Here is a 24,385-nt window from a genome sequence, read left to right as displayed (position 1 = left end):
GCGCGATGGAGATGCCGGTGGGCAGCACCATCCGCTCGCCGGGCGCCAGCTCGGCACGGGAGCACGGCGGCCGGACGGCGGTGCTCCACTGCCCCGGCATGAAGAGCCGCCTCTTGTGTCAAATGAGCAAGAAAAACGGGTAGTTCGCTAAATGCGGCACATCAGGAAATGCCTCATGCTCCGGCCCGGCCGGCCTCGGCCGGAACACCCCCGACACCGTGCAGGAGTGACCCATGCCCGTGGACACCTTCGCCCCGCACGAACGCATCGCCATCGTGGGCACGGCCTGCCGACTTCCTGGCGGCATCACCGGCCTCGGCGGCCTGTGGACGGCCCTCGCCGAGGAGAGAGACCTGATCACCGCCGCCCCGCCGGCGGACCGGGTGGACTCGGCCCGGTTCCTGGACCCCGACCTCGAGCGCCCCGGCAAGGCGTACACGATGGCGGGCGGCTATCTCGGCGACGTCTCCGGGTTCGACCCGGAGTACTTCGGGATCTCGCCGCGCGAGGCCAAGCATATGGACCCGCAGCAGCGGATGCTGCTGGAGATGGCGGCCGAGGCGTTCGACGACGCCGCCGTCGACCCGGCCTGCCTGGCGGGTTCGGACACGGCGGTGTTCGTCGGGATCAGCGACATGTCGTACGGCGGCCTGCAGATGGCCCACATCGAGGAGATCACCGCCTACTCCATGAGCGGCTCGGCGCTGTCGATCGCGGCCAACCGGCTGTCGTACGCCTTCGACCTGCGCGGCCCCAGCATCGCGGTGGACACCGCCTGCTCTTCCTCGCTCATCGCCGTGCACCAGGCGTGCGAGACCCTGCGCTCGGGCCGCAGCCGGGTGGCCCTCGCGGGTGGCGCGAACCTGCTCCTCAGCCCGTTCCACTTCGTCGGCTTCTCCCGCGCCCTGATGCTCTCGCCGCGCGGGCGCTGCGCGACGTTCTCCGCCGGGGCCGACGGCTACGTGCGGGCCGAGGGCGGCGGGATGGTGTTGCTGAAGCGGCTGTCCGACGCGCTGGCGGACGGGGACCGGGTGCACGCGGTGATCGCGGGCAGCGGGGCCAACTGCGACGGCAACACCTCGGGGATGACCGTGCCGAGCACGGAGATGCAGCAGCGGCTGCTGCGCGAGGTGTATGAGCAGGCGGGGAGCGGCCCCGACCAGGTGCTGTACTTCGAGGCGCACGGCACGGGCACGCCGGTGGGCGACCCCCTGGAGTGCCGGGCGGTCGGCGAGGCGCTGGGCGTGCGGCGGACGAACGGGCCGCTGCCCATCGGGTCGGTGAAGACCAACATGGGGCACGCGGAGCCCGCCTCGGGGATGGCGGGGCTGTTCAAGGGGATGCTGGTGCTCCGGCACGGCCGGATCCCTGCCTCGCTGCACGGCGAGCCTGCCAATCCGCAGATCGACTTCGCCGGGCTGAATCTCTGCCCGGTCGGCAGTATGCGTCCCGTGGCGGAGGTCGGCGGCGGTGTGGTGGGCGTGAACAGCTTCGGCTTCGGCGGGGCGAATGCGCACGTGGTGCTGGGCGCGGCACCGGCCCGGCAGCGCGCGGCCGCCCCGGCCCGGCCGCCAGGTCCGCTGCCCCTCGTGGTGTCGGGGCGCACCCGCCTGGCCCTGACCGAGGCGGCCCGGGCGGTCGCGGAGCGTCTGGAAGGCGTCGGCGGCGACGAGGAGTTCTACGACCTGTGCTGGACCGCCTCCCGCAGGCGGACCCGGCACCCGCACCGCGCGGCCGTCCTCGCGCACGGCCCGCGGGACGCCGCCGCGCAGCTGACGGCCCTCGCGGCGGACGAGGGCTCCATGGCGGCCGCCTCCACGCACGTCGAGCGGCCCTCATCGGGCGGCGTCGCGTTCGTCTTCTGCGGCAACGGCACCCAGTGGGCCGGTATGGGCGGGGCCCTCATGGCGGACGAGCCGGTCTTCCGTACGGCCGTGGAGGAGGCCGATGAACATCTGCGGCCGCTGCTGGGCTGGTCGGTGGCCGAACTGCTGGCCGCCGGCCCCGAGGAGGGTGCGGAGCGGATGGCGGACACCGCGTCCGCGCAGCCGGCGCTGTTCGCCTTCCAGATCGGGCTGGTGGCGCTGCTGGCGGAGTACGGGGCGGCCCCGGCCGCCGTGCTGGGGCACAGTGTCGGCGAGGTCGCGGCGGCGTACGTCAGCGGGGCGCTGGACCTGCCGGGCGCCGCGCGGGTGGTCGCCGAGCGGAGCCGGGCCCAGGCCGTCACGGCGGGGACGGGCCGGATGGCCGCCGTCGGGATGACGGAGGAGGAGGCCGAAGAGGCGGTGGCCGCCTACGGCGGGCGGCTGGAGATCGCCGCGGTCAACAGTCCGCGGGACGTGACCGTCTCCGGGGAGCCCGGGGCGCTGCGGTCCCTGGGCGGTGAACTGGCGGCCCGTGACGTGCCGTTCCGCGAGCTCGACGTGGACCACGGCTTCCACAGCGCCGCGATGGACGTGATCGAGGAGCCGCTGCGGGCGGGGCTGGCTGGTCTCCTCTCCTACGAGCCGCGGCTGCCGATGTACTCCACGGTGACGGGCGAGTGCGTCGGCGCCGGGCAGCTGGACGCCGCGTACTGGTGGCACAACGCCCGCCGGCCGGTGCGGTTCGCGGACGCGGTCGGGAAGGCGTCCGAAGCGGGGATCGCGACGGTGGTCGAGATCGCCCCGCAGCCGGGCCTGGCCGGTGCGCTGAACCGGATCGCCTCCGATGCCGCGGGCGGCCCGTTCCACGTCGTCTCCCCCGTCACCCGGGACCGGTGCGACGGCGCGGCCGTCCACCGGGCCGCCCTGCGGGTGCTGGCCGCGGGGGACGGGAGCGGGACGGACCGCTGGTTCCCGCGGCCCGGCTCGGTCACCGACCTGCCGCCCTACCCGTGGCAGCGCGAGCCGTACTGGCACGGCACGCCCGAGCACTGGGTGCGCACCAGCGGTGACGGCGTGCTGGTGCACCCGCTGCTGGGCGAGCGCGCCCCCGTGCTGGAGCCCACCTGGCACACCCCCATCGAGCGCACCCGTACGCCCTGGCTGGCCGACCACCGGGTCGCCGGGGCCGTGGTGATGCCGGCCACGGGGTTCGTGGAGCTGGCGCTGGCCGCCGGGCGGGAGGTCTTCGGCGGCCCCGCCGAGCTCGACGACCTGGAGATCACCCGCGCCCTGCCGCTGGCCTGGGACGCGGCGATGGACGTCCGTCTGACCACCTCCCTGTGCGACGAGGACGGCATCGTGCGCATCGCCAGCCGCACCGGCGGCACCGGCGGATGGCGGCTGCACGCCCGCGGCCGCGTGCGCCGCCGGGCCGCCGGGCAGCCGGATCCGGTGGACCTGGGGCAGGTGCGGGAGCGGATGTTCTGGCACGTATCCGCAGAGGATCTCCACGCGTCACTGGGTGAGGCCGGTCTGGTGTACGGGCCGGCGTTCCAGGTGCTGCGTGATCTGCACGTGGGCGACCGGGAGGTCCTCGCCTCGTACCACTGCTCACCGGCGGACGACGGGTACGGCGGCTACGTGGTCCACCCGGCGCTGCTCGACGGTGCGCTGCAGGCGGGCGCACCGCTGCTGGCCGATGCGGAGAGCGGATATCTGCCGTCGGGCATCGACCGGGTGCGTCAGTGGGCCGCGCCGGCGGAGGACGGCCGGGTCCATGTGCGACAGCGGTCCATGACACCGCGCGCGGTCGTCTGGGACATCACGGTGACCGACGAGGACGGCACGGTGGCGCTGGAGCTGACCGGCTGCCGCCTGCAGCGGCTGAACCTGCCCGCCGCCGACCGCGGCGAGGGGTACGTCACCGTGCTGCGCGCCGCCCCCCTGCCCGGGCAGCCGGGGCCCACCTGGGTGCCGCCGTCACCGGCCGAGGTGGTGGCGGCCGCGGAGGGCGCGCTGGCGCGGCTGGGGGAGGGGCCGGCGGCCCGGCTCCTCACCACCCCCGGGGAGCCGATGCTCAAGCGCCTCACGGCCACCGGGGCGACCAGGGCATTCGAGGAACTGCTGCCCGGGCGCGACACCTTCACCTTCGGTGACCTCCTCTCCGCGGGCGTGCTGCCACGGCATGAGAGGTTCGTGCGGTTGCTGGCGAGCATGGCCGAGGAGCGAGGGCTTCTGGAATCCGACGGAGAGGGCTGGCGGCGACTCGGCGGCGGGGAGTCCTTCGACCTGAACGAGGTGTCGGAGCTGTCGGGCTATCTGTCCTCATTGGTTCTCAACGCGCGGTTCGCCCTTCACCTGCCCGCTCTGCTGACCGGGCGGCAGGATGCCTTGGAGCTGCTGTTCCAGGACAGCGGCCCGGAGATGATCCAGCAGTTCTACGACCTCAACCCGCATACCTCGTTCCACAGCCTCATGGTGGGGGAACTGCTGCGTGCGCTGCTGCAGGCCTGGCCCGCCGACCGTCCGCTGCGTGTTCTGGAAGTCGGTGCCGGCACAGGCGGGTTGACCGGGCATCTGCTGCCGCTGCTGGACGACCGTGTCCAGTACGTCTTCTCGGACGTCTCCGCGGCATTCCTCTCGGCGGCCCAGGCCCGGTTCGACACCTACGACCGGCTCCTGACGTACCGTACGTTCGACCTCGACATCGACCCGGCAGAGCAGGGCCTCCTTGAAGGCTCGTTCGACATCGTCCTGGCCGGACTCGCTCTGCACACCTGCGGGGATCTGAAGGCCGGTCTGCGGCGGCTGGTCACACTGCTCACCCCGGGAGGCCATCTGCTGGCTGTGGAGCACCACGACCCGAGAATGCTCGCGTTGGTGTTCGGCGCGTTGGAGACCTTCTGGAACAGCCGTGATCCCGAACTCCGCCCGGACGGCATCCTGCTGCCCCGGGAGCAATGGCCCACGGTGCTGACGGAGAGCGGCTTCGAGGGCACGGTCCAGCTCGGGTGCGGCGTCACCCCCGTGCACGAGCAGCACTCGGTCCTCTTCGCCCGGACCCCCACGGCCGCGAAGCCGGGACCGACGGCCGAAAACCTTGCGTCTCCCGCGAAGCCTGAGACGCAGGCCGGGGGACCGGCACCTGTCGAGGCCCCCGAGCAGCCGGCCCCGGCCTCCTGGACCATTGTCGTCGAGGACGAGGCAGAGGCCGGCCTGGCAGCAGCACTCGCCGGGCGGCTGACATCGGCCCGCCAGGCCGCAGCGGTGCCCGTGCCGGACACAGAGGAGGCCTGGCAGGCACTCCTCGGCCGGCGACCGGACGACGCGATCGTGCTGCTGCTCTCCCAGGCCCCCGACCTCGCAGCCGACAGCGATCTCCCGGCCTGCACGGAGCTTGCCGTGCACCGTGCGGCGATGCTGCGGTCCCTCGCCCGGGCCCTTCAGGCGCTGTCCGCCGAATCCCGCCACTTCGTGCTGGTCACCCACCCCACCGGAGCCCTGCCCGCCCCGGAGCGTCCCGCCTTCCCCGGCCAGGCCTGTGTCTGGGGCGTGGCCCGCACCCTGGCCAACGAGTCACCGGTGAACGTACGGCGCATCTCACTCGACCGCGGTGCAAACCCTGCCGAGGACGCTGCACGGCTGGCTCACGAGCTCCTCGCCGTTCCGCCCGGGGACCCCTTGGAAGAGGACGAGGTCGCCCTGACGCGCGGCGGGCGCTTCGTACCCCGCACCGCCCGTGCCGCGCCTGTCACGGAATGGGTCCGGCCGGAGAGCCCGGCCTCCTACCGGCTGCGCATCAGCAACCAGGGCCTGGCCTTCGGCCTCGACTGGGCCGAAGCGGCGGAGGAGACCCCCGGCCCCGGGGAGGTGCTGGTCACCGTGCGAGCAGCGGCGCTGAACTATCGCGATGTGATGGTAGCCACCGGCCTGCTCCCGTCACTGGCGGAGGAAGGCGTCTCCTCAGAGGACTATCTGGGGCTGGAGGGCGCGGGAACGGTGTCCGCCGTGGGTGAGGGTGTCGGGCACCTGGCGGTCGGTGACCGGGTTTTCGGCCTGCTTCTCGGCGCCTTCTCCTCTCATGTCCGGGTACCCGCCGAGGCAGTACGGCCGATCCCGGAAGGCATGGGATTCAGCGAGGCCGCGACCCTTCCCGTGGCTTTCTTCACTGTCCAGCACAGTCTCAAGCACCTCGCTCGCCTGCAACCGGGTGAAACCCTCCTGGTGCACGGCGCGGTCGGCGGCGTCGGCATGGCCGCTGTCCAGTACGCCCGGCAGGTCGGCGCCCGTGTCATCGCCACGGCGGGCAGTCCCGCCAAACGGGACCTCGCAGCCATGGCGGGGGCCGAACTCACGCTGGACTCACGCAGCCACATCTTCGCCGACCAGATCCACCGGCACACGGACGGACGAGGCGTCGATGTCGTCCTCAACTCCCTCAGCGGGGAGGCAGCGGCCCGTTCCCGTGAACTGCTCGCACCGGGCGGCCGGTTCATCGAACTGGGCAAACGCGACATCTATGGGAACCAGCGCATGCTCCAGAAGCCCCTGGCGGCAAACGCGACCCACTACGTAGTGGACGCTGCCCAGCTGGCGTGGCGGGCCTCCGACCATTCCCGGGCCGTATTCGACGAGGTGGTCCAGCACGTGCGGACGGGGGCATACCTGCCGCTACTGCACCAGGCTTTCCCCGCCCACCGGATCGAAGAGGCGTTCCGGCTCATGCAGCACTCCAAGCACATCGGCAAACTCGTCGTGACCTTCGACGAACCCGTACCCGTCCACCGCACGCCCCGGACCATGGGGATCGACCCTGACGGCACCTACCTGGTCACAGGCGGTCTCGGCGGCTTCGGCGCGGAGACCGCACGGTGGCTGGCAGAGCGGGGCGCCAGGCATCTGGCCCTCGTGAGCCGCAGGGGAGAACACGCCCCCGAAGCACCGGCATTGCTGGAGGAACTGCGCGCGCAGGGCGTCGATGTCCGGGCGCAAGCTCTCGACATCAGTGACCCGACGGCCGTACGGCAGCTGGTGGAAGCCGTCGCGGACGGCGGGCACCCGGTATGCGGCATCGTGCACTCCGCGATGCATCTGGACGACGCCCCGCTGCCCGAGCTGACGGACGAACGGTTCCGCGCCGTCCTGGCACCGAAGTGGGGTGGCGCCCTCCTGCTGGATTCGCTGTGCCCGCAAGCGGACCTCATCGTGTATTCCTCGCTCAGTGCCGCCGTCGGCAACATCGGCCAGGCTTCCTACGTCGCCGCGAACCTCGCCATGGAAGCGCTCGTACGGGCCCGGCGCGCCGCGGGCCGCCCCGGACTGGCCGTGGCCTGGGGCTCCATCGACCAGGTCGGTTATGTCGCCCGGAACGGCCTGACCCAGACCCTGAATGCCGGCGGCCTCCTCCCCGTCGCCCCCCGGGACGCCCTCAAGGCTCTCGAAGGGTTCGCCGACGAGGGGAGGGAGCAGGTCGGCTTCGCCCGTTGTGACTGGGGTCGCCTGATGATGATCTTTGCAGGTATGAACCGGCCACGGTTCAAGGCCCTCGCTCCCGCCGTGGTCGAAGGCACCGGCCTGGTCCTGGAGGACCTGCTCAAGACGCTCGCTTCCGTCACCCCGGCCGAGGCGTCGCTCATGGTCGAGGACCTGATCACCAGGATGGTCGCCGACACGCTGCACATGCCACCGGAGGAGGTCGACCGGCACCGCCCGCTCCAGCAGTACGGCATGGACTCGCTGATGGGCATGGAGATGCTCACCAAATTCCGCAAGCACCTCAACCAGGAGGTGCCGGTCATGGAACTCCTGCACTCCGACGGCTCGATCCACGGCATCACCGAGACCGTCCTGCCCCACTTGCTCAAGCAGGCACACGCAGGGGCCCCGGACAACCTGCCGACGGCGGTACCCGCGGCTCTGCCGGCAGCGCTGCCTGCGGAGCTGGTGGCCAAGCTGTCCTCCACGACCCGGGCCGTAGCAGAACAAGCCCAAGTGAATCTGTCATCCCCCGGCCGGACACAACAGTGAAAGCAGGTGAATGGTGACCATCGTGATGACCGGCGCCACGGGATTCCTCGGCTCCCGATTGCTGCGGGCCCTGCTGACCGACGGGACCACAGCCGTCACCGTGCTCGGCCGGGACGGAAATCAACAGCCGTTGGCCGCCCGCCTGGAGAGCGCGTTGCGTGACTGCGGTGTGACCCCTGACGAACTCCGCCGGGCCCGCGACCGGCTGACCGCCGTACCGGTGGACCTGACACAGCCCTGTCTGGGCCTGAAGCCGTCCGAGCACGAGCGGTTGGCCGAACAGGCCGACGCCGTCTTGCACTGCGCCTCGGCCATCTCCCTGACCGGCACCGCGGACACCCTCGCGCCGGTCAACGTCGCCGGCACCCGCCACCTCACCGAACTCGCCGACCACGCCCCGGCCCGCGCCCCGTTCCTCTACATCAGCACCGCCTATGTCGCCGGTGCCGCACCACACAGCACAAACCCGCCCGCCGACGAGATCATCACGGGCTACGAGCAGACCAAACAGCAGGCCGAGGCCGTCGTCCAGGAATGGGCCGGCCGGCGGCAGCGTACGGCCCTCGTGCTGCGCCCGAGTCTGCTGGCCACCAACCGGCCCGGCACCGCCGCCCAGCAGCCCCTGTCCGTCCTCGGCGCGGGCCTCCGCGACCTCGTCGAACTGGCACCGCCACTGCTGCGGCGTGCCCTGCTGCGCAAACGGGCCGGGGTGCCGCGCGTGCGCCTGCGCCTCGTGGGGGATTCCGCCTCCCGGCTGAACGTCGTCCCGGTCGAGTACGCCGTCGACGCCATACTCCGCCTCGCGCGCCTGCCGCACGAGCCCGGGGTCACGGCCTACCACGTGGTCCACCCCGTGGACACCTCCGCCTCGGTGCTGGTCGCGGCCGTCAACGAGATCCTGCCCGGCGTCGACCTGGTCCTCCAGTCCTCGGTCGACCGACCCAACCCCATCGAGCAGCAAGTCAATCCGATGCTGGCGAGCTTCCTCGGACGCAACTGGCGGAACTGGGCGGACGAGTGCATCCCGCTTCACGACGTCCTGCCCGACCTGCCCGCACCCGCCGCCATCGACAGCACCTATATCCGTGCCGCCATGAACGTCAGCAGTCTCACGCGCGGTTGACAGAAAGGTTCCACAGCGAGCGAAGACAATCGGAAACCCTCCGCGGGCAGGACATCATGGCGGAAGGCCGCCGTCCGCGCCGTTCCGCCACCGGGGGCAACTTCAAGCTCCAAGGACTCGTGCTGAACGTGAATCTGAACGGCAAAGCGTGTTTCTGATGACGCGCCGCTGGCGGCGGACCCGCCCGTTCTGGGCCGGCGCCCTGCTCGTGCTCACCGGCGCCGAGATCGCCGCCATGCCGCTGGAGGTCCGTATCGGTGCTGGTCGGCCCGGGGCTCGGAGGGATCGCCGCGCCCGGCATCGGGATGGCGCTCGTCGCGGCGGGGCTCTTCCTGTGACACCTGCCCGCACACCCGGCACTACGGCGAACTGAGCATCCAGGCCCTGGCCCACTACACCGACCCCGTCACCGCCACCGCAGCGACCGCTGCCATGAACGGCCTCACCCTGCGCGGCCTCGCCGGCACCACACCGACGGCCGACGCTCCGCAGCTCTCCAGCAGTGGGGGTGAGCGCGCTCAGCCGGGTGGGCGCCCGGAAGGCCACCGTGCCCGGCTCAGGGACCATCCAGGTGCTCGGCAGTGCGGGCGCCGCCGGGACTGCGGTGGCCTTCTGGCGGGACGCGACGTACTTCACCGGTGCCGAGCGTGCCGCACTGGTGCTGGGGGAAGCCGTGCTCCAACGGTTCTTCCGTCCGCGCCGGCGGACCACCCGGCATGGACGCCCCGGCCGGCAAGGCGAATGGGCGCCCAGGTGACGGCTTGGGCGCCCTGACCCCCGTCAGACCGTCTTCGCTGCCGCAGCGACCAGCTTCTGCGCCGCCTCGGCCAGGGCCTTGCTGAACGCTTCCTTGCCGCGGTCACCGTGGTCGCTGTAGTTGTTCAGGACAGTCGTGACCGCGCCGTGGCTGCGGACCGTGGCGAAGTCGAAGTCCATCTGCATGCCGCCCTGGACGACGGTGACGGAGTAAGCGATCGATTCATCGCCGAATTGCGGCTGCTCGGCGGCTTTCTTCACCTTCAGCGTGGCCTTCTTGCCGCCCTGCGTGGCGCTGACGGACGCGCATTGCCCGACCGCCGTGCGCAGCCCGGTCATGGCCTTCTCGGCCTGCGTGAGCGGGTAGCCGCTGACGTCCTGGGCGATGGTCGTCTGGTCACCTTTCTTGACGAAGACCGCCTGGGCGTTGGCCTTGTGGTCCTCATCCAGCCGGCCCGTATTGAGGACGGCGGTGACCGGCGCGCACTCGGCCTTGACGCCGCTCACCATGTCGTCGCTCGCACCTTGCGACTTGTCCAGGCCCGTATTCGGCTCCAGCTTCCAGCCGGCCGGCAGGTCGTCGAGAGCGACGAGGGCCTGCTCGGCCTGGTTGGCGGTGATGTAGGCCGGGGCAGAGGGCGTGCCCTTGCCCTTCTTGCCGCCCGCGCCGGAACCGGAACCGGGGCCGGACCCCGACCCGGAACCGGAAGCAGAGCCACTGTCGCAGGCGGTCATCAGCAGCAGCGACGAGGCGGCCAGGGTCGCGAATGCGACCCGGCGGGTGCGAACGTGCACAGAAGTTCCTTTGTTCTCAAGACCAAAAAGATCAAAATGATCGAAGGTAAGTATGCATACGGCGGTGCTGCCCCCACCGTGCGGTGCTCAGGCAGTCTCCTGCGGCACCGGGTGTGCTGGAGGAGCGGCCGACCGGCCGGAGGAAATGCCGTTATCAACCGTGTTTGTCAGTGGGCCGCTGACGCTTTCCCCGGTCGCCCCGATGACGGGCGGAGGATGCCGCCGTGGGACGGCATCGTCATGCCACGTCGGTCCGCGGAAAGACGGTTTCGTCGAGCACGATGCCGATTCCGACCGCGACGGGAATGGCGATGAGCGCTCCGACCACCCCCAGCAGGGCGCCGCCGATCACCACAGCGACGACCGTGACGATGGGGTGCACGTCGACGGCGTAGCTCATCGCCTTCGGCATGATCAGGTAGTCCTCGGCCAGCCTGAACCCGACGTAGAAAGCCGCTGTAGCGAGAGCGATGGGGAATGACACCGAGAGCGCGACCAGGCTGACCACCACACCGCCGACGGTGGAGCCGATCACGGGCACCATGTCCAACAGACCGACGAAGACGCCGAGTGCGGCCGCGTACGGCACGTCCGTTCCCACGCACCACAGGAACGTGGCCAGACCCGCGAGCGCCGACGTGACCACATTCCCGAGCATGTACCGTCCCACCCGCAAAAGGATCGTCTCGGTCAGGTCGATCACGCCGGCCCGCCGGCTGAACGGCACGAAACGGTAGGCGAAGTGCTTCAGCTGCTCCATGCCCACCATGAGATAGACGGTCACGACCACCACCAGGAGGGTGCCGGTCACGGCGCTGAAGACGGCATGGCCGACCCCGAGCAGCCCCCCGAGCACCGCTTGGCCGCCGCCTGCGCCGAGCTGATCGCGGGCCCTGGAGATCAGGTGGTAGCGGTCCTCCAGCCGGCCGAGGGGGGAGTGGTGGTTGCGAAGTTGCTGCAGCCACTTCGGCACGGCGTCGGCGAGAGCGGAAATCTCACCTGAGACCGGCGGAATGACCAGAGCGAGAAAACCGCCCAGCACCCCCAGCAGTCCGATGACCACGACGATCACCGCCGGCCCCCGGCCGAGCCGGCGCCGCGCCAGCCAAGCCACCACCGGCTCCAGGCTGATCGCCACGAACAGCGCCAGCAGCAGGAGCGTGAGCACGCCACTGATCCTCAGCACGGTCTGCAGCGCTGTGTAAGCCAGAGTCAGCCCCAGGCCGAGGCTGAAACCAGCGGTGAACCAGGAGGACGTCGGCCGGACCCGGACACCACGCTTCGCGCGCGTCCGCCGCGGGCCGTCCCCGGCACCGCCGGACGCCTCGCTACCGCCTTGGGGACCGTTCCCGGCCAGTACTCCCCGCCTCTCCGTCGTCCTGCGGGCCGGTCGGTCACCGGCCCGGGAGCCCGGTGCGTGGATACCCCGCCGGTGCGACGCCCGCACCGCGCGGCCCGCAAGATCACCTGCAGGGACGAGCGGGCCGGCCCGGCCGGGCCCGGCGGCGGCAGCATTGCGCACAATGTGGAATCGGCGCCGCTGTCCTGCCGGTACCGACCGCGACGGGAATGGCGACCGTCGGCGCGGTCATGAGCCGATCGGTAGTACGGTCCCGCCCGTGGGGCTGGCGCCGACGAGTGGGAAGAGGGCCAGGATCGCGGCGAGCAGGCACCGGGTGGTCTGCGCGGAGCTGATGAGCCACACATGCTCGGCCGACCGTCCCGCGGCAGCCGCGTACCGGGGCTGTCGGTCAGCGGTCATCAGGGTCGTCCGATCGGGCGGGGATTCGGCTCAGCGGTTGCCCGTACGTACCGCGCCTGCGCTTGCCGTGGCCACCATCGCGATCGCGGCGCATTGCGGCAGTGACAGCGCTTGGTCCAGCACGAGATAGCCCGCCGTCGCAGCGAGGGCCGGTGCCAGGCTCGTCAGTACCGCGAATGTCGCTGCGGGCAGCCGTCGCAGGGCGAGCAGTTCCAGGGTGTAAGGCACTCCCGAGCTCATCACCGCGATCGCCAGGCCCAGAGCGAGCAGCCCTGGTTCCAGCAGCGTCCCGCCCGATGCCCCGATGCCCAGCGGCAGGCTGACCAGCGCGGCGACGGCCATCGCGATCGCGAGACCGTCAAGGCGCGGGAAGCGGGCCCCGGCGCGGGCGTTGAGCACGATGTATGCCGCCCACATCACTCCGGCAACCAGCGCGAAGGCCACGCCCGCAACATTGAGTTCACCGAAGCCGCCGCGGCCAAGGAGGTAGACCCCGGCCAGCGCGAGAGCGGCCCACAGCAGGCTGGCGGCGCGGCGCGAGACGACGACCGAAAGGAGCAGCGGCCCGAGCACCTCGAGGGTGACCGCTGCCCCCAGCGGAATACGGTCGATCGCCTGATAGAAGAGGATGTTCATGCCGCCCAGAGCCAGGCCGAACCCGCCGGCCACAACCCAGTCGGCGCGCGCGTATCCACCCAGCCGGGGCCGGGTGATGACCAGCAGCAGCAACGCCGCGAACGTCACCCTCAGCGCGACCGCGCCAAGTGCCCCGGCCCGGGGGAACAGCAATGCGGCGAAGGCCGACCCGAACTGAACGGACACCGTCCCGGCCAGCACCAGACCGGCACCACTGAGGGAGCCGCGCCCCGCGGCGTGGCGAAGGAGAACAGGCGCGGCCGTCGCCGCGGAGGAGCTCTGCACCGTGGAAGTCATGCCCTTCACGCTAGGAGCCCGGCTACGCGGTGTGAAATGCCGAGTCCGCCACGGTTATGCTCCTGATGCATGACCATTGAGCTGCGGCACCTGCGTGCCTTCCTCGCCATCGCCGAGGCGGGCACCGTCACCCGCGCCGCCGCCCGCCTGCATCTGAGCCAGCCCGCCCTGTCCCGCACCCTGCGCCAACTCGAGGGCCACCTGGGTGCCCGCCTCGTCGACCGCTCCACACACCACCTGGAGCTGACCGCCGCGGGCCATACGTTCCGCGACAAAGCCGCCGCCGCCCTCGCCGCCGTCGAGACCGCCCTCGACCCCGGTGGGCTGAGAAGCTGGCCGCTGCGCCTGGGGCACACCTGGGCAGCGCTCGGCTACCACACCATCCCGTTGCTGCGCCGCTGGGACCGGACGCACCCCGGCATTCCGCTGGAGCTGCTCCGCGTCGACGACCGCACGGCGGGTCTCGCGCAGGGCAAGGTCGACGCGGCCCTGCTGCGCGGTGCAGTCACCTCGGCCGGGCTCCGCACGGAACTGCTGTTGTCGGAGGAGCGGGTGGTGGTCATGCCGGCGGACAGCCCTCTGGCGGCCCTCCGCCGGGTCACCCTGGCGGACCTCGCCGCCCACCCGATCGCCCTCAACACCGTCTCCGGCACCACCACGACGGACCTGTGGCCGCCGACCGCCCGACCCGTCGCGACCATTGAGGTGACCAACACCGACGAGTGGCTCATCGCCATCGCCGCAGGCCGCGCCGTAGGGGTCTCCACGTCGGCCACCCCGAGCAACCACATGCACCCCTCGCTGGTCTACCGCCCGCTCGCGGACGCGCCAACCGTTCCGGTCGTCCTCGCCTGGCGCGAGAAACTGGGGCACCCGGCCATCCCGGACCTGCTGGCACTCGCACACCAGGTCCTCGCGGCCGACGCCTGAGCCAAGAAACGAACCCTTACGAAAACGTCTTCGAGCAGGGCAGTTGGCCAGGCATGTCCTGCGCATGGTCCGCGTCGCCGGCTCCCGCTGGGCCATCGAAGAAACCCTCCAGGCCGTCGATGACGCTGGTGGCGTGGGCGGGCGCGGCGAGACCGAGGGCGGCGACAGCCAGGAGGCCGACAACGCCGGCGGCGTGAGTGCGGTGTGATGTCATGACCGGGCAACGAGCGAGCGGCGTCGAGGTTGCCGCTTATGGCGGAGCGTTGATTTTTGTGTGGGGGGGGGGCGGGCTGTTGTGGCTCGTGTCGTGTTCATTGGTTGAGAGCGGTGGGGTATTGGCCGATGCCCTCCATCAACCGAACGGCCTGGACGGATTGGGCCGGGCTGATCCGTCGGCAATCAGTCAAACGTCTGTCCATCTGATGACCCATTCAGGTGAATGCCGGTTAGTGTGCATTTTCACGGGAATCCCCCATTCGGGGGTATTGCGAGCCGACCCGCACATCCCTTCCTCATGCCGCACGCAGTTTGTGTGGCTCTCCCGGAGAAGACATCGGGGAGATGCGTCGACGCAGCAAGGAGACAGCACCCATGCCGAGGACATACCTGAAAATCCGACGGGCGGGATCGGTCGTTGGGGCCGCACTGCTTCTGTTCGGCTCCATGGCTCTCAGCGCACAGGCGGCCCCGGGGGAGTTCGAGTACCTCCGAGCGGACACCAACAGGCCAGAGACCATCTCCGACCCATCGGCGGGCTGCCGGTCCATCCCTGGTGGGGCTCTCAACGCCAGCAACCGTACGAGCTTCGTCGCCACCGTCTACACGTCTCTCGGCTGCGGCGCCGGGAAGATCAAGGAGATTCCGGCCAACGGCGGTACATGGGCCGGCGCTCCCCTCACAGTCGCCGGATCGGTAAAATTCAGCTGAGCCCTCCACGTCGCGAGGTGTCAGCGCGGCAGAGTAGTACCAGCATGTGGTAGCCGAGGTCTTCGGTGGCGAAGTCGACGCAGAGCCCCAGGGCCGGCCTCGGCGGAGCGCAGTCGCGGCGCCGGCCGCCGCCCCACCCCCCGCATCGGCGGTCGGCGCGAGCTGCCCGACGGGTCGGCTCTGCTGCGTGACTCCTCTCAGTGGCCGGCCGCCGCTGAGTCCTTGTACTCCCCGCCAACCCCGAGACCGTACGAGGCCGGCTCGCCGCCCTCGTACCGGCCTTCACCTTCCTGTACGGCGACTTCGGACACGGCAATGCGGTGATCTGCGCGACATCCTGTGAGTTCCCCTGAGCCCTGCTCCACGGCCCCGTGGCCAGGGAGTTCTTCCCCGTAGGTGTGCTCTGCGGCCTTGTGGCGTAACTTCGGGATTCTTGAAGTGTTCTCACCGTGTCCGACCGATCTGCGGTCGGTGTGAAGGTGAGGAGCCTTGGGTTGTCTCTGGCGGTCGATTGCGACGAGAGGTCTCCCCGGCCCTTGACAGCTGTCTCTCGTCTCTCGGAACGGCAACGGCGAAGCAGCGCGTGTGCGCCACTCCGTCGCGTTCTTGTTCCTCGTCAGCAGGTGCCGTAACCATCAGCTGTGTTGGTGTTGCGGAACCGTCCCCAATTCGTCGAGCCGGACACCACCGTGGAGCTCCCGTCGTTGACAAGACGGACACGGAACTTGATGCAATGCCCCTCTGCGAGGTCGTACGGCGCGCCCATGCCGGCATCGCTCACCACCGGCTGACCCCGGTCGCCGTTGCGGTTGTAGAACCCGAACTTGTACACGTCAGGCTCCGGGGTCACGTCCCACACATCGACCTGAACGTCCTTGCCGTCCGCCTGAACGTCGGTGAGCCGAACCATGTCGCCGTCGGTGAAGAACTCGACGGCGCCGCCGGGGTTGGCGTCTGACGTGTGGAGGGTGTAATGAGGGCTGGCCGCCGACGCAGGTCCCGCACCCAGAATGGCCAGCGCGACAGCTCCCGCCACGAGGCCCCCGCGTCGGCTCCACTGCACCATGTTCGAACCCATATCTTCCCTCCCGTTACGGCCAGGCAATCACCCGTTATCCGGAATATCGCCTGACATCCTCCTTGGTCAGCACGGCCTAGCGCTTGACACTGCGGCTGGTCCGGCCGCGTCCTCTCAAGGTTTTGGCCCGCTCGCCGGCCCACGCAATTCATGCTAGGTGGCACCAGCATGGATTTCGTTAGCACTGAGTGCACACCTACTTGGAAGCCGCAGTAGGCGCCGATGGCGTGGATGGGAGCGGCACGCATTGTGGGGTCGGCGACGGCGCGGCGCGCGGTGGTAGAGGCGGGCGGCGTCGCCGTACCAGCCTCTCCTGCGGGCTTTGCCCGCGCAGTCCAGCATCCGCCACTTGAAGGCGGCAGACCGGGTCGTCAGCCCAGGAATGCCGCAGTGGTCGCCACGAACCGGTCGGCATCGTCGAGCCACGGGTAGTGCCCGGCTCCGGGCTGAACGTCGAGCGTGGCGTCGGAGAACAGGCCCGCAAGCTCAGCCACCGACTGCGGGGGGCTGTTCAAGTCGAACTCGCCGGCGAGCAGCAGCACGGGTGCCTCGCAGGCGGCGAGCGCCGCACGGGTGGCCTCCGGATCGAAGGCGCCCTCGGCCGCGAAGAGGGCGACGGCCTCCAAGTTGCCCGGCTGGCTCGCCGCATGGTGCTTCTGTGCCGCGGCGTCCCACCGGCCGCAGAAGAAGGGAGCGATGGCCGCCCAGTCGCTGCCCGTGCCCTTGGTGATCGCCTCCAGGGCGGCGAACGCCGCCGGAAACCACGCCTCGCCCTTCCGGAGCTGCGCGAGTTCGCGTCGCGTCTCCCCAGTGATCGCTATACCGACAGCCCGGGCACCGGGGGTGATCAGGGCGAGCTTGCTGACGTTCTTCGGGTATCGGGCCGCGTATTGCGTCGCGAGATTCGCGCCGCCGGAGTGAGCGAGCAGGTCCATCAGGGGGAGTCCGAGGTGGTTGCGCAGGGCCTCGACGTCCTCGACGAGGCGGTCGCAGCGGTAGGAGGAGCTGTCTTCGGGAATCGCGGACCGGCCGGTGCCGCGAAGGTCCAGGACGATGAGCCGGCGGTGCGTGGACAGACCGCCGAGGTCGCCGAGGTAAAGGGAGTCCGCGGGCCCTCCCGGGAGGCAGACAACCGGGTCGCCGTCACCGGTCATGCGGTAGGCGAGCTGGGTTCCGTCAGGCGCGGAGAAAGTAGGCATGGCGCGGATCCTGTCAGGCATAACCAGGTTATACAACCCGGTTGTCAGGGTGGGGGTGCCCGGGTATATAACCGAGCTATGACAGGCGAAGAGGACCCGCATCAGAACACCGAGGCGATGACCGAGGAACAGGCCGAGCGGATGTTCGCCGGCATGAACGAGGTCATCCGTGCGGGCGAGGAGATGCGGAAGCTGCGCACCGAAATGATCAAGGTGTTCGCCGGCTTGGGCTGGACCCAGGACAGAATTGCCCAGCTCGCCGACATGAGTCAGCCTGCCGTGTCCAAGCAGGTAACGAAGTGCAAGATGGGCGACCCGCCGTCCCCGATGGGGCTCTCCCTCGGTCAGCACGACGCGCCCTGGCTCGAAGGACGCCTGTGGGGCCTCGCTGAAGAAATCTCCGAGACCTTCTACGACACCGCCCGCTGTACGCGCTACGTCAACGCCATCACCCGGGGAAAGAAGCGCTTCACGCCCCAGAACGTCGACGAGCTGCGGCGCCTCGTCGAAGAGGACCTGATGCTGCACCGGGCGGAGATGCCCGACAGCTACCGAAACGCGTACGACGAGATCAGCCGTGGCCTCGACGTCCCCTCGAAGGTCACCACCACCGCATCAGCCTCTGTACGGCGCGCCCTCGCCCACCGGATCCAGCGCGACCGGCTCAGGGACGATGCCTGACGAGCCGGTCGCCCGACGATAGTTGAGCATGACACTCTCTGCGGGCAGCGGCTCTGCGGTGCAGCTGGTCTTCTCACCGGTGACCGCCGACGTCCTCGGGGACGAAGCCCCGACCATGTCCCGCAGGCTTGAACCCGGCATGGGAGTACGGGGGCACGCCGCGCCGCACCGTGCGCACCGCGCGCCCCGTTTCGCGCTCTGCCGATTGACCCAGGGAATACGGCACTCTCGCACACGCTGGACTCGGCGTCTGGAAGGGGCCATTGATGCCACGACGTTGGCCACCGGCCATCGCGAACACCACGAGCCGAGACGCATCCCCACCGCACCGCGTTCCGACCCGGTGATCCCGGCACAGGCCTCCCGGCCGGAAAGGAACACCCGGGTTGTGATCGTGGGAGCGGGGTTCTCCGGTATCGGTGCCGCCATCCGGCTGCGCCAAGAAGGACACCGCGATGTGCTCGTCCTGGAGAAAGGGCCACAACTCGGCGGCACCTGGAGAGACAACACGTATCCGGGCTGCGCCTGCGATGTGCCCTCGACGCTCTACAGCTACTCGTTCACCCCGAACACCGCCTGGACGAGAGTCTTCGCCGGACAACAGGAGATCCACGCCTATCTGCGGACGACCGCCGAGCGGTACGGGCTCGGTGACGTGCTGCGCTGCGGAGTGCGGGTGCTGCGGGCCCGCTGGGATCCGGCGGCCGGGCGCTGGTGGCTGGAGACCAGTGACGGGTCCTACAGCGCCGCGGTACTGGTCCTGGCCACCGGCCCCTGGCACGTCCCGCGCCGTCTCGAGGTGCCAGGGATCGAGGAGTTCGCCGGGCCCGTGCTCCACACCGCTCGATGGGATCACGGCGTCGACCTGACCGGCCGGCGCGTGGCCGTCGTGGGCAGCGGCGCATCCGCGATCCAGGTCCTCCCGGCCATCCAGTCCCGTGCGGCGGCGGTGCATCTCTTCCAGCGGACCGCCCCCTGGGTACTGCCCAAACCCGACCTGGCGATACCCACGGCGTTCAACCGGTGCCTGGACCGCCTTCCCGGCGCCCGGCGGGCCCTGCGCGCCGGGCAGTACGGAATACAGGAGGGCCTCGGCTGTGCCCTTCGCCATCCGGAGCTCGCGCGTCTCGTCGAGGCCGGCGCCCGTGCGCACCTGCGGCTCGCGGTCCGTGACCGGCGGCTGCGCCAGGCGCTGACACCGGACTACCGGCTGGGCTGCAAGCGTCTTCTGACCTCCAGCACCTACTACCGTGCCCTGGCCCGGCCCCACATCCACCTTCACCCCACTGCCGTGACGGCCGTCCGCGAGAAGGAGATCATCGGTGCCGACGGCACCGTGGCCCGGGCCGACATCCTGGTCACGGCCACGGGTTTCCGTGTCGGCGAGCTGCCCTTGGCCCGGAGCCTGCACGGCGCGGACGGCCGTACTCTCCAGGCGGTCTGGGGCGACGAACCGCAGGCATACCTGGGTACCAGCGTCAGCGGCTTCCCCAACCTCTTCCTGCTCCTGGGACCCAACCTGCTCGGCGGCTCCACCTCCGCGATCAGTGTCCTCGAAGCTCAGCTGACGTACCTCGCCGCCGCTCTGGCCCATCTCGAGCGCGGAGGCCATGCCGCCCTGGACGTCCGGCCGGCCGCCCAGGCCGCGTACAACACGGTGGTGCAAGAGGCGTTGCGGACCACTGTCTACAACTCCGGTGGCTGCACCAGCTATTACCTCAGCCCCGGCGGACGGAACATCTTCGCCTGGCCTTGGTCCACGGGGCGGCTCGTCCGCCGGCTCAGCCGCTTCGACCCGGACGCCTACGCCTGGGACACACCGGCCGGGCCCACCTGCCTGCCCGTTCCCGCGGCGCCACAGTGCGGCGATCGTGCGATTCCTGCGAACGGAGAGCAGCCATGACACGGCGTCCACACCTGCGGCCCTACGACCGGGAACTCCACGACCACCTGCGCCCCGGCGTTGTCCCCGAGCCGGTTGCCTGCCCCACCGGCTGGTACTTCGCTCGCTTCAGCAAGCACCTGCGGCGCGGTCATGTGGTGCCGGTCACCTACATGTCACGCGAGTACGCACTGTTCAGGACGGACAGCGGGCAAGTCGGCCTGATCGACAGCCAGTGCTGCCACATGGGCGCGCATCTGGCCCGGGGCGGGTACGTCCGCAAGGAGAGCCTGACCTGCGGATTCCACGCCTGGGAATTCGACGTCACCGGCCGCTGTGTGAAGGTCCCCGGCGGTTGCCGCATCCCGCCACGCGCCGCGCAGCGCAGCCTCCCGGTGGTGGAACACGGCGGGTGCGTCTGGTTCTGGCACGGGCCCGGCCCAGCGGAACCGTTCACCGACCTCGACCACGCGCAGGACCGCCGGCAATACCTGCACTTGCCCGGCGAGGTGCACGTCTGCCACTCGGACCTGCTGACCGTCAGCGAGCACGTCACCGATGTCGCGCACTGGCCCTGCGCACACGGGGCGCCCGGGCCGATGACGTACGTTCCCCTGCGTGACGAAGGCCGCCACTTCTCCTTCGTGATCCAGCCAGTCGACGCGAACGTCACCCGTGTGCAGCGCTTCCGCCCGTACGCCCGCGTCACGATGGCAAGCCCGACCCTGGCTCTGGTCACCGCCCAGTCGCAACCACAGCCGGACAGCAAGCCACCGATGCTCACCGTCATCGCCGCAGTGAGCCCGGTGCGGCCCGGTCTGACGATCGCGATGTGGGGCGTCGTCGTGCGCAAGCTCGGTCCGGACTGGTTGCTGTGGCCGGTCAACCGGCTGTGGGCGGCCTTCCTGCGGCGCGTGGTGCGGCGCAACGCCGCGTCCGACGTGGACGTTCTGCGGTGGCGGCGCCCCGTGCCCAAGGATCTGTGGTCAGCGGCGGACGGCCCCTCGGTTCGCGCGTACCGGCGCTTCTACCGGCGCAACCTTCCGCCGGAAGGGGAACAACCGGAAGGGGAGGGGGGCACTGCTGACCGGCTCCGGCAAGATCCGCCTCCGCCTTGACCGGTACTGGAGTCATGATCCTCGGCGTCCGCCGGCGCCTCCGTTCCGAGATCGCTGGACGAATGCGCATCGGCTCGGGAGACTGCGTTGGCTGCGAGCAGGATGACCGCCAGCGGATCTGCAATGTGGATGCGTATGCCATGTACTCTCCAGCCATGCGATTTTCGGCGGATGCCCTCCTGTTCGACAGCGATGAAACGCTGGTTTCCTCCATACGATCGGCCGTGCGCGTGTGGAGCCGGTGGGCTGAGTCGTACGGCATGACTCTCGAAGAGGCGATGTCCCGCGTCGAAGTGCACGGCCGCCCGGCTGCCGCGATCGTCGCTGATCTCCTGCCTGCCGAGCAGGTGGCCGAAGGAGTCCGGCGCCTGGCGGAAGCGGAGGTGGCCGACGCGGCCGCCGGCGGCGTGGTGCTGGTGCCCGGCGCTGCCGAACTGTTGGCCTCGCTGCCTGAGGACCGCTGGGCCGTGGTGACGTCCGGCACCCGGCAGGTAGCCGAAGCCCGCCTCAACCAGGTCGGTATCCACCCCAAGTTCCTCATCACGTTCGATGACATCACCCACCACAAGCCGCACCCCGAACCGTTCCTCCTGGCGGCCGAGTGGCTCGGCCTGGACCCGTCCCGCTGCGTTGTCGTGGAGGATGCGCCCGCAGGCCTGACTGCTGGACAGGCGGCCGGCATGGCGACCATCGCGTTGACCACGACGCACCAGGCGCACGAACTGAAGGCGGATGTCACGGTTGCCGATCTCACTGCCCTGTCCGCTCGGGTCACAGAGGCCGGGAACCTGGAAATCATCGTCGGCTGAGTGCTGCCCCAGGTGGACGGCTCGCCCAATTCCGGAAATCCATACACAGCCTCAACGAGCAGTTCCCCCGCCGAGGTGCTATAGGGGCGGGCGCCATGTAGCTGCCCGCACTGACGCCAGGGATCGCTGAGCTGCTTGGGGTTTCGCTGCTCGTGTGGAGCGTCCGGGGCATGGACGGTACGGTTGGTAGCGTTGAATCGGCGGCCGCGTTTCTACCGGCTTTTACCGAATGGCTGGCTCTGCCGGCACTTATCGGCGAAGTCTGCCGCCAATGGTTCCGCTGGCGAATCAGCGGGGCACCGCCTCAACCCCGGAGGGGTCATGGCTACAGGTACCGTGAAATGGTTCAACGCCGAAAAGGGCTTCGGCTTCATCGCGCAGGAAAGCGGTGGCCCCGATGTCTTCGTTCACTACTCGGAGATTGACGACGCCGGAGGGGGCTATCGCTCCCTGGAGGAGGGGCAAAGGGTGGAGTTCGAGGTCACCCAAGGCCAGAAGGGTCCGCAGGCCTCCCAGGTCAGGCGGCTCTGAACTCTCCGGCAGAAGACGGGCGCATCTGTGATTTGCATCCTGATTCCAAGGCCGGTGCCGAAGCTGGTGCGAGGGGCTGGGAGGACGCAATGATCGATCGGCATACCTTGAGCGTGCTCGACTGGCATGACGACGGATCCTCCACGTCGTCCATCTGGGTCGTCAGCACGGATGAGCGTGAACGAGTGCAGGACTTCCTGGGACGTGTCCCGGACGTGGAGGGTGTCGTCACGCCGGAACAGGCGGACGAAGCGAGGACGATCACCCAGTCGTGGCTGACCTGCGCCGACGAGGACTGACGAGGACTAGACGAGGAATAGCGTCTCGCGATCTACGTTTCCACGGCGACCGGGCCCAGGAGCTCCGCGTTGCGGCGGGTCTTCGACCAGGTGGTGCGACCGCGGACGATACGGAAGAACGCCCGCCAGGAGGTGACGTAGAAGAGCAGCACGATGTAGAGGAAGTAGGCCAAGCCGTATCCGACCGCTCCCCGCAGGCCGGTGGCCGACTCGCAGCGCCGGACATAGAGGGGGCCCCAGACCGCGAACGGCACGAGCTCGAGCAGCAGGTGGAGCATCAGCCCGCTGCCGGCCGGCCAGATGGACGCGGGCTCCGGGTGTGCTGTGGGCGCGGCTGCTTCGAGAGCGAGGGCTGCAAGGGGGGACAGAACCACGAAGGTCCCCAGGAGCTGGAGCCAGGGGCACAGGAGATAGTAACTGGCCTCGAGCTTCCCCGCCTTCGGCACATACTCACAGTTCCACAACCGTGGGAGGTAGCGGCAGCACTGCATGGTGCCCTGTCCCCAGCGGGTGCGCTGGGTGATGAGCCGGCGCAGACTGGGCAGGCCCTCCTGGTCGACGTAGGTGTCAGGGGTGTATTCGTTGCGGTGACCCGTCAGGAGGAGATGGAGGCTCAGCTCGTAGTCCTCCAACAGGCTCCCACCCCAGGGCTGTCCGTACACGCGCCGCACAGTGTCCAGGGCGGAGAGCCGGGTGAACTGCCCGTTGCCCCCGAGGCCGACCGTCCGGGTGCGGTGGCGGGTCAGCTGGATCGCGGAGATCGGCGCCCGGAATTCGAGGTCTTGCATGCGGACCAGGGTCTGGCCGAGAGCGTTGACGAACCGGCCGCGGCGGCGGAAGGGATGTGGATCGTCGCGGTTGACCATCCGGACGGCGATCTGCACCGAGCTCACCTGGGCGTCGCCGAACAGGTGGTCAGCGGCGCACATGTCGAGACAGTTCGCGGCAGGCATGCCGTCGGCGTCGACGACCCCGACGATCACGCGGGTACGGTCGGTGTCGTGGGGCAGCCACCGGTCCAGTGCCCGGTAGGCGGCGTTGAGCGCCTTTCCCTTGCCGGCCCGCGCGTGGGGCAACCGTCGGGACACGAGATGCACCCGGTCGTCGGCTGCCGCTGCAGAGCGCACCTGCCGGGCCGTGCCGTCCGTGCTGGCATCGTCGATGACCCAGACGTGAGCTTGCGGAAAGCTCTCGCGCAGATGGGCGATCGTGACGCCGATGACCGCCTCCTCATCGCGACACGGTACGAACAGGTGCCAGGCGAAGACCGCCGCGTCACCGGGTGACCGTGGCGTGTACCGCATGTAGGGAATCGCTATGAACGCGACGTACGCGACGAACGCGATGCCCGACAGCAGCACGACAGGGTGAATGACGGTCATGAGCGCGGAATGCATCTGCGTCAGGTCAGCCACCGAGCTCACCATGGAAGCCGGAGCTTTGGGGCGGCCGCAGCCGACAGCGGGCCTGCCGGGCCTGCACCCGCCCGAACGGAGACCTCCGCAGCACGGGTAATTCTCACGAGGCGGTCCCTCCTCAGGAGCGGAAATCGGACCACCAGATCATGGACCGGGTCGCCTGGCCTGGTCCCGCCCTCCAGCGCGATTCACCGGTACGGACCGGGGGACCGGGCACACGTCCGCACCTCGGCAGGCTTGACGAAGCAACAT

Annotated in this window: 18 protein-coding genes and 1 pseudogene; 13 read left to right on the top strand and 6 right to left on the bottom strand. The window is 69.9% G+C overall.

The genetic code is table 11. The features are described from left to right. Positions 1–233 precede the first annotated feature (233 nt). From AB0F13_RS13930 to AB0F13_RS13915, 4 genes and pseudogenes are all read left to right on the top strand, one after another. Positions 234–7,892 carry an SDR family NAD(P)-dependent oxidoreductase gene (locus AB0F13_RS13930; RefSeq protein ID WP_362080234.1) on the top strand — a complete coding sequence of 2,553 codons (7,659 nt, stop codon included), beginning with the start codon at positions 234–236 and terminating at the stop codon, positions 7,890–7,892. A 10-nt stretch (positions 7,893–7,902) separates the two neighbouring features. Next, positions 7,903–9,015 carry an SDR family oxidoreductase gene (locus tag AB0F13_RS13925; RefSeq protein WP_362080231.1) on the top strand — a complete coding sequence of 371 codons (1,113 nt, stop codon included), beginning with the start codon at positions 7,903–7,905 and terminating at the stop codon, positions 9,013–9,015. Positions 9,016–9,172: 157 nt separating this feature from the next. Next, positions 9,173–9,388: a DUF6114 domain-containing protein gene (locus AB0F13_RS13920; protein ID WP_362080228.1), complete on the top strand. Its 216-nt coding sequence runs from the start codon at positions 9,173–9,175 to the stop codon at positions 9,386–9,388. Between the two features lie 225 nt (positions 9,389–9,613). Then, positions 9,614–9,697, top strand: a pseudogene (locus AB0F13_RS13915) (carboxymuconolactone decarboxylase family protein); the annotation flags it as partial. Positions 9,698–9,795: 98 nt separating this feature from the next. On the opposite strand, the gene AB0F13_RS13910 reads toward AB0F13_RS13915, so the two are convergent. The 3 genes from AB0F13_RS13910 to AB0F13_RS13900 all read right to left on the bottom strand — a co-directional run bounded on the left by AB0F13_RS13910 (position 9,796) and on the right by AB0F13_RS13900 (position 13,261). Further along, positions 9,796–10,566, bottom strand: a complete 771-nt coding sequence (locus AB0F13_RS13910) for a hypothetical protein (RefSeq protein ID WP_362080226.1) — start codon at positions 10,564–10,566, stop codon at positions 9,796–9,798. A gap of 238 nt (positions 10,567–10,804) precedes the next feature. Beyond that, entirely contained in the window at positions 10,805–11,752 is a 948-nt protein-coding gene (locus AB0F13_RS13905) for an AI-2E family transporter (protein WP_362080223.1), read from the bottom strand. A gap of 606 nt (positions 11,753–12,358) precedes the next feature. Further along, a complete protein-coding gene (locus AB0F13_RS13900; RefSeq protein WP_362080220.1) occupies positions 12,359–13,261 on the bottom strand; it encodes an EamA family transporter in 903 nt (300 codons plus the stop codon). Between the two features lie 69 nt (positions 13,262–13,330). Here AB0F13_RS13900 and AB0F13_RS13895 point away from each other — a divergent pair, with 69 nt between their 5' ends. The 3 genes from AB0F13_RS13895 (at position 13,331) to AB0F13_RS13885 (ending at position 15,118) form a co-directional block, all read left to right on the top strand. Continuing rightward, positions 13,331–14,191 carry a LysR family transcriptional regulator gene (locus AB0F13_RS13895; RefSeq protein WP_362080217.1) on the top strand — a complete coding sequence of 287 codons (861 nt, stop codon included), beginning with the start codon at positions 13,331–13,333 and terminating at the stop codon, positions 14,189–14,191. 43 nt (positions 14,192–14,234) lie between these two features. Beyond that, positions 14,235–14,399: a hypothetical protein gene (locus tag AB0F13_RS13890; protein ID WP_362080214.1), complete on the top strand. Its 165-nt coding sequence runs from the start codon at positions 14,235–14,237 to the stop codon at positions 14,397–14,399. Between the two features lie 383 nt (positions 14,400–14,782). Then, entirely contained in the window at positions 14,783–15,118 is a 336-nt protein-coding gene (locus AB0F13_RS13885; protein WP_362080211.1) for a hypothetical protein, read from the top strand. A gap of 616 nt (positions 15,119–15,734) precedes the next feature. Here AB0F13_RS13885 and AB0F13_RS13880 read toward each other — a convergent pair. Further along, entirely contained in the window at positions 15,735–16,196 is a 462-nt protein-coding gene (locus AB0F13_RS13880) for a hypothetical protein (protein ID WP_362080208.1), read from the bottom strand. Between the two features lie 371 nt (positions 16,197–16,567). Continuing rightward, entirely contained in the window at positions 16,568–17,395 is an 828-nt protein-coding gene (locus tag AB0F13_RS13875) for an alpha/beta hydrolase (RefSeq protein WP_362080205.1), read from the bottom strand. Positions 17,396–17,473: 78 nt separating this feature from the next. Here AB0F13_RS13875 and AB0F13_RS13870 point away from each other — a divergent pair, with 78 nt between their 5' ends. The 6 genes from AB0F13_RS13870 (at position 17,474) to AB0F13_RS13845 (ending at position 22,715) form a co-directional block, all read left to right on the top strand. Continuing rightward, positions 17,474–18,076, top strand: a complete 603-nt coding sequence (locus AB0F13_RS13870; protein WP_362080202.1) for a sigma-70 family RNA polymerase sigma factor — start codon at positions 17,474–17,476, stop codon at positions 18,074–18,076. Positions 18,077–18,464: 388 nt separating this feature from the next. Next, positions 18,465–19,979: an NAD(P)/FAD-dependent oxidoreductase gene (locus AB0F13_RS13865; RefSeq protein ID WP_362080199.1), complete on the top strand. Its 1,515-nt coding sequence runs from the start codon at positions 18,465–18,467 to the stop codon at positions 19,977–19,979. Next, positions 19,976–21,076 (top strand): Rieske 2Fe-2S domain-containing protein, encoded by a 1,101-nt coding sequence (locus AB0F13_RS13860; protein ID WP_362080196.1) that lies wholly within the window; start codon positions 19,976–19,978, stop codon positions 21,074–21,076. The genes AB0F13_RS13865 and AB0F13_RS13860 overlap by 4 nt, the downstream gene beginning before the upstream one ends. Positions 21,077–21,231: 155 nt before the next feature. Further along, positions 21,232–21,885 carry an HAD-IA family hydrolase gene (locus tag AB0F13_RS13855; protein ID WP_362080283.1) on the top strand — a complete coding sequence of 218 codons (654 nt, stop codon included), beginning with the start codon at positions 21,232–21,234 and terminating at the stop codon, positions 21,883–21,885. Between the two features lie 321 nt (positions 21,886–22,206). Next, positions 22,207–22,416, top strand: coding sequence for a cold-shock protein (locus tag AB0F13_RS13850; protein WP_362080193.1), 210 nt, complete (start codon positions 22,207–22,209; stop codon positions 22,414–22,416). Positions 22,417–22,505: 89 nt separating this feature from the next. Further along, positions 22,506–22,715, top strand: a complete 210-nt coding sequence (locus AB0F13_RS13845) for a hypothetical protein (RefSeq protein ID WP_362080190.1) — start codon at positions 22,506–22,508, stop codon at positions 22,713–22,715. Positions 22,716–22,747: 32 nt separating this feature from the next. Here the strand turns inward: AB0F13_RS13845 and AB0F13_RS13840 are convergent, their stop codons facing one another. Then, the gene (locus tag AB0F13_RS13840; protein ID WP_362080187.1) at positions 22,748–24,130 is read right to left on the bottom strand and encodes a glycosyltransferase; all 1,383 of its coding nucleotides are present in this window, start codon (positions 24,128–24,130) and stop codon (positions 22,748–22,750) included. Positions 24,131–24,385 lie beyond the last annotated feature (255 nt).

Origin of the sequence: Streptomyces sp. NPDC026206 (genome assembly GCF_040638465.1) — a bacterium.
Lineage (GTDB): Bacteria > Actinomycetota > Actinomycetes > Streptomycetales > Streptomycetaceae > Streptomyces.
The sequence above is the reverse complement of the archived record's forward strand: the minus strand, read 5'-3'. Positions and strand labels throughout refer to the sequence as shown.

Bases quoted from the DNA above. Each gene is read 5' to 3' on its own strand.
- AB0F13_RS13885 (WP_362080211.1), top strand. From the start codon at position 14,783: ATGCCGAGGACATACCTGAAAATCCGACGGGCGGGATCGGTCGTTGGG.
- AB0F13_RS13880 (WP_362080208.1), bottom strand. From the start codon at position 16,196: ATGGGTTCGAACATGGTGCAGTGGAGCCGACGCGGGGGCCTCGTGGCG.
- AB0F13_RS13930 (WP_362080234.1), top strand. From the start codon at position 234: ATGCCCGTGGACACCTTCGCCCCGCACGAACGCATCGCCATCGTGGGC.
- AB0F13_RS13845 (WP_362080190.1), top strand. From the start codon at position 22,506: ATGATCGATCGGCATACCTTGAGCGTGCTCGACTGGCATGACGACGGA.
- AB0F13_RS13875 (WP_362080205.1), bottom strand. From the start codon at position 17,395: ATGCCTACTTTCTCCGCGCCTGACGGAACCCAGCTCGCCTACCGCATG.
- AB0F13_RS13900 (WP_362080220.1), bottom strand. From the start codon at position 13,261: ATGACTTCCACGGTGCAGAGCTCCTCCGCGGCGACGGCCGCGCCTGTT.
- AB0F13_RS13850 (WP_362080193.1), top strand. From the start codon at position 22,207: ATGGCTACAGGTACCGTGAAATGGTTCAACGCCGAAAAGGGCTTCGGC.
- AB0F13_RS13920 (WP_362080228.1), top strand. From the start codon at position 9,173: ATGACGCGCCGCTGGCGGCGGACCCGCCCGTTCTGGGCCGGCGCCCTG.
- AB0F13_RS13895 (WP_362080217.1), top strand. From the start codon at position 13,331: ATGACCATTGAGCTGCGGCACCTGCGTGCCTTCCTCGCCATCGCCGAG.
- AB0F13_RS13925 (WP_362080231.1), top strand. From the start codon at position 7,903: ATGGTGACCATCGTGATGACCGGCGCCACGGGATTCCTCGGCTCCCGA.
- AB0F13_RS13860 (WP_362080196.1), top strand. From the start codon at position 19,976: ATGACACGGCGTCCACACCTGCGGCCCTACGACCGGGAACTCCACGAC.
- AB0F13_RS13855 (WP_362080283.1), top strand. From the start codon at position 21,232: ATGCGATTTTCGGCGGATGCCCTCCTGTTCGACAGCGATGAAACGCTG.
- AB0F13_RS13870 (WP_362080202.1), top strand. From the start codon at position 17,474: ATGACAGGCGAAGAGGACCCGCATCAGAACACCGAGGCGATGACCGAG.